The 14,816-nt window shown below is 44.0% G+C and carries 4 protein-coding genes and 1 tRNA gene; 1 reads left to right on the top strand and 4 read right to left on the bottom strand.

Annotation, left to right across the window (positions count from 1 at the left end):
- Positions 1-198: 198 nt before the first annotated feature.
- The 3 genes from J2Y37_RS12300 to J2Y37_RS12290 form a co-directional block, all read right to left on the bottom strand.
- Positions 199-1,308 carry a porin gene (locus tag J2Y37_RS12300; protein WP_349033006.1) on the bottom strand — a complete coding sequence of 370 codons (1,110 nt, stop codon included), beginning with the start codon at positions 1,306-1,308 and terminating at the stop codon, positions 199-201.
- A 592-nt stretch (positions 1,309-1,900) separates the two neighbouring features.
- Positions 1,901-6,376 (bottom strand): hypothetical protein, encoded by a 4,476-nt coding sequence (locus tag J2Y37_RS12295; protein ID WP_349033005.1) that lies wholly within the window; start codon positions 6,374-6,376, stop codon positions 1,901-1,903.
- A 691-nt stretch (positions 6,377-7,067) separates the two neighbouring features.
- A complete protein-coding gene (locus J2Y37_RS12290; RefSeq protein WP_349033004.1) occupies positions 7,068-12,731 on the bottom strand; it encodes a hypothetical protein in 5,664 nt (1,887 codons plus the stop codon).
- A 529-nt stretch (positions 12,732-13,260) separates the two neighbouring features.
- Between J2Y37_RS12290 and J2Y37_RS12285 the strand changes: the two genes are divergently transcribed.
- Positions 13,261-13,337 (top strand) — tRNA-Arg (locus J2Y37_RS12285).
- A 66-nt stretch (positions 13,338-13,403) separates the two neighbouring features.
- Here J2Y37_RS12285 and J2Y37_RS12280 read toward each other — a convergent pair.
- A complete protein-coding gene (locus J2Y37_RS12280; protein ID WP_349033003.1) occupies positions 13,404-14,699 on the bottom strand; it encodes an SRPBCC family protein in 1,296 nt (431 codons plus the stop codon).
- Positions 14,700-14,816 lie beyond the last annotated feature (117 nt).

Genomic DNA, 14,816 nt, shown 5'->3' with positions numbered 1-14,816 from the left:
AATGATTAATGTTTGAGCGGTGCGTGATATGGATTTGTGATAATTGGTTGAGGATGATGAATAAGCGAAGATTAAAGCCTGTTTTATTATTAAATTTTTGTATTTGATTTATTGAAAATTATTGATGGATTTAAATAATGAATAGGTATTAAAAAAGCCAAAATTGATACAATTTTGGCTTTTTATTTGTGGTGGAGCTTAGAACTTAAACTCTAAGCCAGTACCAACAACAGGTTGTTTATCTTTTGCATCTGCTTGTTTGAAAGTTGCATAGGCTGTATAGCCATAGGCTTTTACTTGCTTGTTAAATGAGTAATCTACGCCTGCCATAATTTGCTTAGCATCATAGTCTGCATCATCATTTTTAAAGCTGGTCGAATTTTGACTGTATTGTGCTTTTAGATTCCATTTCTCAAGGTTTGGGAGTCGATATTCTGCACCGACCAGCCAACCTATGGAATCATCAATATTGTTTGCGCCGACAGTATTGCCTTTTGCTTCTTCAACCTCAGATTTTTGGATTAATGCTTTTAAAGCGAGTCCATCGATTGGTTTGATACGCCCTGTCAGACGTAAAGTGTTAGCTGCTGCAAAGACTTTATCTATGTCGGTATGTGTATCTGTTGCATTGAGGAACCCGCGTCCTAAAAAGTTGCTTGGAATCGCTTTGTCGTAGGCAATCGCTGCCAAGAAGATTGGATCTGCATAGGTGATTGATGTTGACCATGCATCACCTAAGCCCCCACCATCAACAGTTACGCCACCTTGATTGCTTTTGATCTCTTGTGCTTCACCTGTTGCAAGTAAAGCATTGAATTCAATATTGGCTTCTTTACCAACTGCAAATTTGGGGGATTCATATACCACAGTATTATTGATGCGGTTTTCACCTGGCATGATACTTGTAATGTCGGCTGTGTTGCGGACGTAGTTATTGAAGCTATCAACAGCGCTGGATAATTTTTTTAATGGTGAGTTGTTCTTACCGACTTTAAGTGTTCCGTATTTGTCATCCTTTAAGCCAACATAGCGATCACGTTGCGACCAATCGGTTCCATCACCGTCGGCATTAAATGCCCATTCGATTAGGTAAACAGCGCTGAGGCGTTCGGTTAATTTTTCTTCGCCTTTAAGTCCGAGGAATGAGCTGTTGCTGTTTACTTTCCATACATCTCGATCAGATTTGGTTGCATTGTTTTCTGGTAGGTAGTCGAGACTGGCATCGATTTCGCCATAGATCTTTGGAGCAGCGATTGCTGAGCAGGTGGTGATGCTTAATATACTGGCAATTAAAAAATTAATTTTCATTTATGTCATCCTAACAATTTAAAATTATGAATAAGCAACCGTCATCTCATTTAAATAAATGAAATATAAAATAGACCATGCTGTTTAAACGAAAATATTTCTAAAGAAATCAATAAATTTAAATCCGTGTGGCATAAGTCTTGAGCTGTGTTTTCATAATTAAATACTTACACTCAAAGATTAAGTGTAGGCATCTAAGCAATCCTTCGCTAAAGAATAGATTTAATGCACGAGGCATGGCCTGTGAACTTATTCAGTGTGGATTTTATTGTATTTAAAGTGAGGTCGGCATTTAATTTTTTGATAAGGGTGATGGTGATATTTAGTTTTATGATAAAGATGTGATTTGTGCCTTTATTTTGATTTCTCATTAATGTATTTTTTAATATAAATATATTAGACCTTAGTCTAGTATATTCGCTGGGATTTATCTTAAATAAGGTGCATTTATTATTAAGCATAAATGTTATTTATGACTTTTTATTAGACCTCTTTATTTAGTTTTTTTGTCTTTCTCCCATCTGGGGGGTGAAAAAAATCTAATATAAAAAAACCGCTGAAATATCAGCGGTTTTTTGTATTTAAAACAGGATTAGAAAAGGTTGGTACTTTCAAATAGTTGTTCAGTGAGATTGACATTTGAAACAGAAAGATGGTCAGTAAGGTTTGTACCTGAGCTGCTAAGAGAGAAACCTTGAGAAGACGTTGTTGCACCTAGAACAGAATCTAAGATGCTATCTACACCATTACTGCTGCTACAACCACAGTCACCGACATTAACTGAAAGTAATCCAGTTAGGTTTCCAACGATATCGCCACTGAGGATACCAGTGATTGAACCCAGAGGACCACCATCACCGCCAATACCACCACCAAGCAGATCTTCACCGACAACATGTTGGATAATATCAGCAGCAGTTGAACCATTATTGATGAGTGTACCGATCACGCCAGTAGCATTACCCATCGCGCCACCAAAATCAGCGCCAGCTAAATCAGATATTGCTTCAAGTGTACCGTTGACGGTATCGCGAGAAGTTTCAAAAGTAAGCGCGCCAAGATTTGCGAGGTCACCGACAGGATGTTCTGCTTGAGGGAATACACCGATGATTGTGTCAGCGACAGTATTAATGCCTGTATTGATGATTTCAGTTTTGAGGCTTTCAACACCTTGAAGAATATCAATACCGGTTTGGATGACACCTGTTACAGGGTTATTGCCAAGATCACCACCAGCAATGCCACCAATAATACCCGTTAAGATATCGAGCGGGCTGCCACCGTCACCACCAGTAATACCACCGATAATGCCTGTGATTGGACCTAATGGGCCACCATCACCACCGCCTGTAATACCGCCGATGATACCTGTGATTGCACCAAGAGGACCGCCGTCACCGCCAATGCCACCTGTGATGCCATCAATAATTCCACCACCAAGCAGATCTTCGCCGATGACATGTTGGATAATATCAGCAGCAGTTGAACCATTATTGATAAGTGTACCGATCACACCAGTAGCATTACCAAGCGCACCAGCAAAATTAGCGCCAGCTAAATCAGAGATTGCTTCAAGTGTACCGTTGACGGTATCGCGAGAAGTTTCAAAAGTGAGCGTGCCAAGATTTGCGAGATCACCGACAGGATGTTCTGCTTGAGGGAATACACCGATGATTGTGCCAGCAACAGTGTCGATACCTGTATTGATGATTTCAGTTTTTAGGCTTTCAACACCTTGAAGTACATCGATACCTGTTTGGATGACACCCGTTACAGGGTTGTTGCCAAGATCACCACCCGTAATACCACCGATAATGCCTGTGATTGGGCCTAATGGACCGCCATCACCACCACCCGTAATACCACCGATAATGCCAGTGATTGGAGCTAGTGGACCACCATCACCACCCGTAATACCACCGATAATGCCAGTGATTGGACCAAGAGGACCGCCATCACCGCCACCGGTAATACCACCGATAATGCCTGTGATTGGACCTAGTGGACCACCATCACCGCCACCCGTAATACCACCGATAATGCCTGTGATTGGACCTAATGGGCCACCATCACCACCGCCTGTAATACCGCCGATGATACCTGTGATTGCACCTAATGGACCACCGTCACCACCAATACCACCGGTGATGCCATCAAGAATGCCACCGCCAAGTAAATCCTCACCAATGACGTGTTGGATGATATCTGCAGCAGTTGAACCATTGTTGATGAGTGTACCGATAACACCAGTAGCATTACCAAGCGCACCAGCAAAATTAGCGCCAGCTAAATCAGAGATTGCTTCAAGTGTACCGTTGACGGTATCGCGAGAAGTTTCAAAAGTGAGCGTGCCAAGATTTGCGAGATCACCGACAGGATGTTCTGCTTGAGGGAACGCCCCGATAATTGTGCCAGCAACAGTGTCGATACCTGTATTGATGATTTCAGTTTTTAGGCTTTCAACACCTTGAAGTACATCGATACCTGTTTGGATGACACCCGTTACAGGGTTGTTGCCAAGATCACCACCTGTAATACTACCGATAATGCCTGTGATTGGACCTAGTGGACCGCCATCACCGCCGCCAGTAATACCACCGATGATTCCTGTAATTGCACCTAAAGGACCACCATCACCACCGCCTGTAATACCACCGATAATGCCAGTGATTGCACCTAATGGGCCACCATCACCGCCACCAGTGATACCGCCGATAATACCTGTGATTGCACCTAAAGGACCACCATCACCGCCACCAGTGATACCGCCGATAATACCTGTGATTGCACCTAAAGGACCACCATCACCGCCACCAGTGATACCACCAATGATACCTGTGATAGGGCCAAGAGGACCTCCGTCACCGCCAATACCACCTGTGATGCCATCAATAATTCCACCACCAAGCAGATCTTCGCCGATGACATGTTGGATAATATCAGCAGCAGTTGAACCATTATTGATCAGTGTACCGATAACACCAGTAGCATTACCAAGCGCACCAGCAAAATTAGCGCCAGCTAAATCAGAGATTGCTTCAAGTGTACCGTTGACGGTATCGCGAGAAGTTTCAAAAGTGAGCGTGCCAAGATTTGCGAGATCACCGACAGGATGTTCTGCTTGAGGGAATACACCGATGATTGTGCCAGCAACAGTGTCGATACCTGTATTGATGATTTCAGTTTTTAGGCTTTCAACACCTTGAAGTACATCGATACCTGTTTGGATGACACCCGTTACAGGGTTATTGCCAAGATCACCACCCGTAATACCACTGATAATGCCTGTGATTGGACCTAATGGACCGCCATCACCACCACCCGTAATACCGCCGATAATGCCTGTGATTGGACCAAGAGGACCGCCATCACCGCCGCCCGTAATACCACCGATGATTCCTGTAATTGCACCTAAAGGACCACCATCACCGCCACCAGTAATACCACCGATAATGCCTGTGATTGCACCTAGTGGACCACCATCACCGCCACCCGTAATACCACCGATAATGCCTGTGATTGCACCTAAAGGACCACCATCACCACCGCCTGTAATACCACCGATAATGCCAGTGATTGGACCTAGTGGACCACCATCACCGCCAGTAATACCACCGATAATGCCAGTGATTGGACCTAATGGACCACCATCACCGCCAATGCCACCTGTGATGCCATCAATAATTCCACCACCAAGCAGATCTTCGCCGATGACATGTTGGATAATATCAGCAGCAGTTGAACCATTATTGATAAGTGTACCGATCACACCAGTAGCATTACCAAGCGCACCAGCAAAATTAGCGCCAGCTAAATCAGAGATAGCTTCAAGTGTACCGTTGACGGTATCGCGAGAAGTTTCAAAAGTGAGCGTGCCAAGATTTGCGAGATCACCGACAGGATGTTCTGCTTGAGGGAATACACCGATGATTGTGCCAGCAACAGTGTCGATACCTGTATTGATGATTTCAGTTTTTAGGCTTTCAACACCTTGAAGTACATCGATACCTGTTTGGATGACACCCGTTACAGGGTTGTTGCCAAGATCACCACCCGTAATACCACCGATAATGCCTGTGATTGGACCAAGAGGACCACCATCACCACCGCCTGTAATACCACCGATGATTCCAGTGATTGGACCTAGTGGACCACCATCACCGCCACCCGTAATACCACCGATAATGCCTGTGATTGCACCTAAAGGACCACCATCACCACCGCCTGTAATACCACCGATAATACCTGTGATTGCACCTAATGGGCCACCATCACCGCCAATGCCACCTGTGATGCCATCAATAATTCCACCACCAAGCAGATCTTCACCGATGACATGTTGGATAATATCAGCAGCAGTTGAACCATTATTAATGAGTGTACCGATCACACCAGTAGCATTACCAAGCGCACCAGCAAAATTAGCGCCAGCTAAATCAGAGATAGCTTCAAGTGTACCGTTGACGGTATCGCGAGAAGTTTCAAAAGTGAGCGTGCCAAGATTTGCGAGGTCACCGACAGGATGTTCAGCTTGAGGGAACGCCCCAATAATTGTGCCAGCAACAGTGTCGATACCTGTATTGATGATTTCAGTTTTTAGGCTTTCAACACCTTGAAGTACATCGATACCTGTTTGGATGACACCCGTTACAGGGTTATTGCCAAGATCACCACCCGTAATACCACCGATAATGCCTGTGATTGGACCAAGAGGACCCCCATCACCACCGCCAGTAATACCACCGATGATTCCAGTGATTGGACCTAATGGACCCCCATCACCGCCACCAGTGATACCGCCGATAATACCTGTGATTGGACCTAGTGGACCACCGTCACCACCACCTGTAATACCACCGATAACGCCAGTAATTGAACCAAGAGGACCGCCATCTGTGCTGCTAGTTAAGCTACTAATTGTGTTTGTTACAGTATTTGTAGATAGAATATTTGTAATTGTGGAAAGAGAAAGAGGGGCTAGGATTGAATTACTAACCGACGATGTACTACTCTCTGTTAAATTTGAAGTAATACTTTTAATGGGTGATAAAAGACTTTTGAAAAGCATAACGATACCTATATTTTTGAAGTTGTGTTGTTTTGATTCAATTATTTATTAATGGTTACGGTTATTCTGTGATTTATGTCTCATTAATCAAATTTAGTGTTATGTTTTTCAATTATTTTGTCAATGTACAATAAAGATCAGATTTAATTGTTAAATAAGAGTTTAAAATAGATTAAGTATTTGATTTTATTTATTTGTTTTTAATTTTTTTGTGGCAAAAAGTCTTATGGTAGAAATCTCTTGAGAATTTGTCATTTTTTGATTTAGCCTACTAAATCAATTGATTAAGATATGATAAAGGGCAATATTTACCGAGATTACCGCTCAATGAATCAAAAAATTATGAAATTTGTTGCTTGTTTGAAAGTAAATATTTCAGTTATTTATTACTTATTTAATATTAATATATATCAATTATTTATAGGTTAATTCTATTTTTTTATAAGAGGGTGTGTAAATTCTCATCACGATTTTTTATTCTTATGTTAAAAAAACTTATCAATCGGTTGCGTTTTTTCAAATATATTTTTGATGAAATCAGACTGTTTCGTTTTGAATGGATGCATAGCGTTCTTTTATCATTATTTAATGTCTTTGTACTTTTCCCATTGGGCGAAAAAGGGATTGATAAAAGCAGTCTGATATAAAAAAACCGCTGAAATATCAGCGGTTTTTTTATATTTAAACAGGATTAGAAAAGGTTGGTACTTTCAAATAGTTGTTCAGTGAGATTGATGTTTGAAACTGAAAGATGGTCAGTAAGGTTTGTACCTGAACTGCTAAGAGAGAAGCCTTGAGAAGACGTTGTTGCGCCTAGAACAGAATTCAAGATGCTATCTACACCATTACTACTGCTACAACCACAGTCACCCACACTAACTGAAAGTAAATCACTTAAGTTTCCAACGATATCGCCACTGAGGATATTCGTGATTGGCGTTAATGGACCGCCGTCAATACCGCCGCCGATACCACCAATAATGCCAGTAATTGAACCAAGAGGACCGCCATCACCGCCACCAATACCGCCTATGATGCCAGTGATTGCACCTAACGGACCGCCATCACCACCGCCAATACCACCGATGATGCCACCACCAAGCAGATCTTCACCGACAACATGTTGGATAATATCCGCAGCAGTTGAACCATTATTGATGAGTGTACCGATTACGCCAGTAGCATTACCCATCGCGCCACCAAAATCAGCGCCAGCTAAATCAGAGATTGCTTCAAGTGTACCGTTGACGGTATCACGAGAAGTTTCAAAAGTGAGTGTGCCAAGATTTGCGAGGTCACCGACAGGATGTTCTGCTTGAGGGAATACGCCGATGATTGTGTCAGCGACAGTATTAATGCCTGTATTGATGATTTCAGTTTTGAGGCTTTCAACGCCTTGAAGAATATCAATACCCGTTTGGATGACACCTGTTACAGGGTTATTGCCAAGATCACCACCAGCAATGCCACCAATAATACCCGTTAAGATATCGAGCGGGCTGCCACCGTCGCCACCCGTAATACCACCGATAATGCCTGTGATTGGACCTAATGGACCGCCGTCACCACCGCCAATACCACCGATGACACCTGTGATCAGATCAAGAGGGCTGCCGTCACCGCCAGTAATACCACCGATGATGCCTGTGATTGCACCAAGAGGACCACCGTCACCGCCGCCAATACCACCGATGATGCCTGTGATTAGATCAAGAGGGCTACCGTCACCACCAGTAATACCGCCGATGATGCCAGTGATTGGACCAAGAGGACCGCCATCACCGCCACCGATGACACCTGTGATTAGATCAAGAGGGCTGCCGTCACCACCAGTAATACCACCGATGATGCCTGTGATTGCACCCAGAGGACCACCATCACCGCCGCCAATACCACCGATGATGCCTGTGATTAGATCAAGAGGGCTGCCGTCGCCATCAGTGATACCACCGATGACACCTGTAATTAGATCAAGAGGGCTGCCGTCGCCACCCGTAATACCGCCAATGATGCCAGTGATTGCACCCAGAGGACCGCCATCACCGCCGCCAATACCACCGATGACACCTGTGATTAGATCAAGAGGGCTACCGTCACCACCCGTAATACCACCAATGATGCCAGTGATTGCACCCAGAGGACCGCCGTCACCGCCACCGATGATTCCAGTGATGCCGCCGACTACATTGGTGATTGGGTTTAGTAAACCACCACCTGCATTAGGATCACCGATAATACCACCAGCTATGCCAGTAATTGTGCCAACAATACCAGTACCACCATTACCATCACCTGCAATAATACCAACGACATTGGTGACAGGGCTGAGCACGTCGCCTTCACTGAGGCTATTGAGATCTAATACAGAGATTGCATTACCTGAGAAGTTAATCGGAATCGTGATAGGTGCAACGACGCTCGCATCATCACCGTTACCATTACCGATACCGTAATTATGTTCACCGTTACCTGCACCAATACCATTGAGCAGACCACCTAATAGACCTGCACCTGTGCCGAAGCCATTGCCAGCACCATTGCTGTTGTTGGTTGAATCGTTATCTTCGACGTGGTTTTTGGTTGTGGTTGATGAGTTATTGGTTGAGTTCGATGTGGCAGTGCCAAAAACAGATATTGCATTACCTGAGAAGTTAATTGGAACTGCAACTGGCATGACAATACTGGCATCGTCGCCATTCCCATTGCCAATACCGTAGTTATGTTCGCCATTGCCTGAACCAATACCATTGAGCATGCCACCTAGACCTAGGAAACCGCCACCTGAGCCACCACCTGTTCCATTGCCGCCGCCATTACTGTTGTCGGTTGTGTCGTTGTCTTGAACGTAGTTGTTGGTTGTGGTCGATGAATTATTGGTTGAGTTTGAGGTCGCATTGCCAAAGATGGAGAAGGCATTCCCGTTGGCACTAATTGGCACTGTTATTGGTGCGACAATGCTTGCATCATCAGCAATACCATTGCCGATACCGTAGTTATGCTCACCGTTGCCAGCAGCTATACCATTACCTATACCACCACCTGTACCGTTGCCTGATCCATCACCACCGCTATTGCTGTTATTGGTGGTGTCGTTATCTTGGAAGTAGTTACTGGTTGTGGTTGATGAGTCATTGGTTGAATTAGAGGTGGCGTTGCCAAAGATCGAGAAGGCATTACCATTGGCACTGACTGGTGTCGTAATTGGCATAACCACAGCGGCATCATCGGCGATACCATTGCCGATGCCATAATTATGTTCGCCATTACCTGCGCCGATACCATTTAATAGACCACCAATACCATTGCCAGATGAACCACCGACACCGCCGCCACTGTTGCTATTGTCAATGCTGTCGTTGTCTTGGAAATAGTTACTGGTTGTGGTTGATGAGTCATTGACTGAGTTAGATGTTGCATCACCAAAGATCGAGAAGGCATTACCATTCGCACTGATCGGGGTGGTGATTGGTGCGACCACAGCAGCATCATTGCCAATACCATTACCGATACCATAGTTATGGTCGCCATTACCTGCTGCGACACCATTGCCCCAACCACCTATACCATTACCTGCACTGCCATCACCAACGAGGCCAGTACCGCTATTGCTATTATTGGTGCTGTCATTGTCTTCAAAATGATTGATAGCCGTTGTGGATGAGTCATTGACAGAGTTAGAGGTCGAGTTTCCGAACACAGAGAAAGAGTTGCCGAGTGCATTGACAGGCGAGGTAATTGGCATAACCACAGCGGCATCATCGCCATTTCCATTGCCGATACCGTAGTTTTGTTCACCATTGCCTGAACCTACGCCATTGAGTAAGCCACCGATACCATTGCCTGAAGCACCGCCTACGCCTGTACCACTATTGCTATTGTCAATACTGTCGTTGTCTTCGATGTAATTGACTGTGGTGGTTGAGCCATTATTGACTGAGTTGTTGGTCGAGTCTCCAAAGACTGCAAAGGAGTTTCCTAAGCCATTGATTGGCATGGTGATCGGTGCAACGACACTGGCATCATCGCCATTTCCATTGCCGATACCATAGTTGTGTTCACCATTACCAGCACTGACACCATTCAGTAAGCCACCACCAATACCATTGCCCGCACCACCATCAACACCCGTACCACTATTGCTGTTGTCGGTGCTGTCGTTATCAAACACATAGTTAGAGGTGGTTGTAGAGGCATCATTGGTCGATGCGTTATGGGAGTTGCCAAAGAATGAGAAATCGTTACCTAAACCATTTAATGGTGTGGTGATTGGCATCACGATACCAACATCATCGCCGTTGCCGTTGCCGATACCGTAGTTTTGTTCGCCGTTGCCCGATGCTGGTCCATTGCCCCAGCCACCAATGCCGTTGCCCGAAGTACCTGTACCGCTATTACTATTGTTGATACTGTCATTGTCTTCAACAATATTGGTGGTGTTGGTTGATGCGTTATTGACTGAGGTGTTGGTGGGTTGATCTGGATCTGAACTGCCAAACCATGAAGCATTGTTACCCATCACGTTGACTGGAGTGACGATTGGAGATGTCCAATCTGCATCAGTACCGTTGCCGTTACCAATACCATAGTTTTTGTCACCATTACCCGCACTTACACCATTCAATAGTCCACCGATACCATTGCCAGTTACGCCATCAACGCCTGTGCCATTGTTACTGTTGTTGGTGCTGTCATTGTCTTGGACGTGATTGAGTGTGTTTGTTGGTGCTGTATTGGTGGATGAAACACCGCCACCACTTGTACCGCCAAATGAGTTACCGAGGACATTAAATGGTGAGGTCACTGGGGCGGTGATGCCGACATCGTCGCCATTTCCGTTACCAATGCCGTAGTTTTGTTCGCCATTGCCTGATGCTGGACCATTGCCCCAGCCGCCGATGCCATTGCCAGTACTACCGTCTGCACCTGTACCGTTGTTGCTGTTATTGGTGGTGTCATTGTCTTGGACGACATTTGAGGTTGTGGTTGGTGCTGTGTTGACGGAGTTTACTTCACCACCACCGATTCCTGCGAATGAGTTACCTAACACTTGGACAGGAGTCGTCCATGGTGCAACGACACTGGCATCATCACCGTTACCATTGCCGATCCCATAGTTGTGTTCGCCATTTCCAGCAGAAACACCATTGAGTAATCCGCCTGCATTGCCATTACCGGCAGCACCGACGCCATTGTTACTGTTATTGGTGGTATCGTTGTCTTCAATCACATTTGATGTTGTGGTTGGTGCAGTATTCACTGAGTTTACGTCGCCACCACCAATGCCTGCGACTGAATTGCCGAGTGCTTGAAATGGTGCTGTGACTGGCATGGTGATATCGGCATCATCGCCGTTGCCATTACCGATGCCGTAGTTTTGTTCGCCGTTACCCGCACCAATACCATTTAACCAGCCGCCGCCATTACCATTACCCGCCGTGCCAGTCCCATTGTTATTGTTGTTGGTGGTGTCATTGTCTTGAATATGTGTGGATGAGGTGGTTGGTGCAGTATTGATAGAGTTGACGTCTCCGCCGCCAATGCCTGCAATTGAGTTGCCTACCGCTTGTACTGGGGTTGTCCAAGGCACAGTGACATTCACATCATCACCGTTACCATTGCCGATACCATAGTTATGTTCGCCATTACCCGCAGCAACGCCATTGAGTAGACCACCACCATTACCGTTACCCGTAGCACCAACACCACTATTACTGTTATTGGTGGTGTCATTGTCTTCGATCACGGTCGTCGAGCTGGTCGGCGTGGTGTTGATAGAGTTGACATCTCCACCACCAATCGCAGCGAACGAGTTACCTAATGCTTCAAATGGCACGGTGACAGGCGTGGTGACATTAACGTCATCACCATTGCCATTGCCGATTCCGTAGTTATGTTCGCCATTGCCTGAACCGATACCATTTAAGAAACCACCGTTACTGCCATTGCCAGCAGCGATGCCTAAATTACTGTTGTCTGTGGTGTCGTTGTCCTGAACGTGGACTGACGATGAGGTGGTTGAAGTATTGACGGAAGTGACTGGTGAGGCTTCGCCAAGCCAAGAATAAGAATTTCCGAGTGAATGAAAAGCCGTTGTGAATGGATAAGTGAAGTTTAGGCTATCACCGTTACCCACACCAACACCGTAGTTCTGATCGCCATTACCCGCTGCAATTCCATTGAATATGCCATCATCAACTTGAGTACCACTGTTACTATTATTTGTGGTTGTACTCTCTTCGACATGAACTTGTTTTATTGTCGATACTGTATTGACAGAAGATGACGTTCCTTGGCTATTGCTACTCCCAAGAGATAGTATGCTTGTAATGGGTGATAAAATATTTTTAAATAACATGTCGATATACCTATAATTATTGGAGTTTTGTTTTATTTACCTTAATAATTATGTGACTCCTGTCTCATAACTTATGCAATAGTATTTATTGGTTGTTATTATTGTGTCAATATTGCTTGATATATCACATTCGTACAAATCGTAAATATCATATAAATCAGCCATCTACTTTTTGATGATCAAATATTTATTAGAATTTCTACATATATCGTATAAGTTAAATCAGATTATTCATAAAAATTGCATAATTCATAGAACTGAAGTCGGCTTCATTAATTTTAATACGATACTGAATTTTAATGAAAAAAATCTGATCTAGTGCTTAGCGCCAAAAGTATGCCCCGATGACAAAGATATGAATGACATACAAAGGATTTACATAAATTCAACATAGAAAGACCAGTGTTATAAACAAGAAAACACTTTTTAAAACACAGTAGCTGCTGAATCTATAGCCAAACGATAGTGAAGTCGTGAAAAAGCACTTATCAATTGGGGAAAAATGCGTATAATGCCCAACATCAAATATGCGCTCATAGCTCAGCTGGATAGAGCACTTGGCTACGAACTAAGGGGTCGGGAGTTCGAATCTCTCTGAGCGCACCAATTTGATCAATAGAAAAAACCGCTTAATCGCGGTTTTTTTGTGCCTATTTTTTATGTGAATAGATCCTACATCTTAGTTTTTATCTTCTGTACGAACACAGCATTGCCCCCAATTGCTGGCAACGTGTCATGGTAGGGGAGACTGCGCATTGCTCTCAATAAAAAAGGTGCTTTTTCGTCGATTTTCATGGCTGTGGTCATTTTCAATAAAGATCCTTGATCGTTTTCATTTAAGATCATTTGCCCTTTGATATAGCGTAAATCTCCACCATTGGCATGAAAATTATTTTCAGTGCTTTGTGGATAGTTAAAATGCAATTTAAATGAAAATGGAATACTAATAACCCCCAGACCGACATTAACGTGAATATCCGCCTCCTGACTTTGGTTTTGGAGGGGTGTGGTGCTGACTTTTTTGATCTGACGTGGAAATAACGCTTGATAAGCACTTGGAACAAGCCATTTTTGTAGCTGTTGAGGGGGCTGTTTATAAAATTGATAGGTCGTGGTAAATCTCATGGACTCCCGCCCATGTGTATAAGGCAACGTCGTCGGTGCGTGTAGAAAGCTAACAGGCTGCTGCGCGGCTTGACTTAGTTGAGCAACTTTTGCCAATTGGCTAGTTGTGAGCTGAGGGCTTGGGATTTGACCCGCAGCAAGTGGCGTGCTATTTGATCCAATAAAACGATTTCTCAATGCCTCTAAAATAAAGGCACTGCCACTGCTCGGAATACCAAGTTTTACTTCTGGTATTGCATTCAGAATTTTTTTAAATAAAAAACCTTGTGGTTGATTTAAATCACTCCATTGCGTCAGGGTGATTAAGGTTCTGTTTTCATCCAATGCAAACCATTCAAATTTACCGACCCCATAGGGAATGGGCGCATCAATTACCAACGTTGAAATACTGTTGGCTGCAAGCTGATGTTGCATGGTGACATCTTCATTAAAGTTCAGTACAGGAATCGGTGTGGGTATCGACACGCGATATTTCATTTGGGTGGTATTGCCTGATTGCGCTAATTTTTTTGCAGATTTGAGGGTCGGGAACAGACCGACATATTGATTAAAGTCAGTCAGTGTTTTAGCGACTTGCTGTGCGTTCACGGGAACAATAATCGCAGCCGAAGTAAAGTTTGCTGTGGGTTGTGGATTGCTTTTTAAGGTTGGAACAGCCGTTTTTATAGCTGGATGTCCATAGATAAAGATATGGTTTTGCGTATAGCCTGCCAAAATTTGTGGTTTATTTTGAAAGGGCTGCAAAGCACTAGGGATATTATCCGTCCATGTAATGAGCTGTGCAAAACTATGCTGTGCTGAACAACATAAAAAAATTGTAAAAAAAGCAATAAAACGAGACATCACATTCCTTTGATGTTGGTTCATAATTTTTTTGGGGTGCTGAGTATCGTAAAATGTATCCTCTTGAGATTATAGCGGTAATCTCTGTAAATAAAGAGTAGTAGTTCTGTATGACGA

It is taken from the genome of Acinetobacter sp. 3657 (genome assembly GCF_031456775.1).
Taxonomy (GTDB): Bacteria; Pseudomonadota; Gammaproteobacteria; order Pseudomonadales; family Moraxellaceae; genus Acinetobacter.
Note: the sequence above shows the minus strand (reverse complement) of the source record. Positions and strands in the feature narration are given on the sequence as shown.

Coding starts and splice junctions, on each gene's coding strand:
- J2Y37_RS12300 (WP_349033006.1), bottom strand. CDS start 1,308: ATGAAAATTAATTTTTTAATTGCCAGTATATTAAGCATCACCACCTGC.
- J2Y37_RS12295 (WP_349033005.1), bottom strand. CDS start 6,376: ATGCTTTTCAAAAGTCTTTTATCACCCATTAAAAGTATTACTTCAAAT.
- J2Y37_RS12290 (WP_349033004.1), bottom strand. CDS start 12,731: ATGTTATTTAAAAATATTTTATCACCCATTACAAGCATACTATCTCTT.
- J2Y37_RS12280 (WP_349033003.1), bottom strand. CDS start 14,699: ATGTCTCGTTTTATTGCTTTTTTTACAATTTTTTTATGTTGTTCAGCA.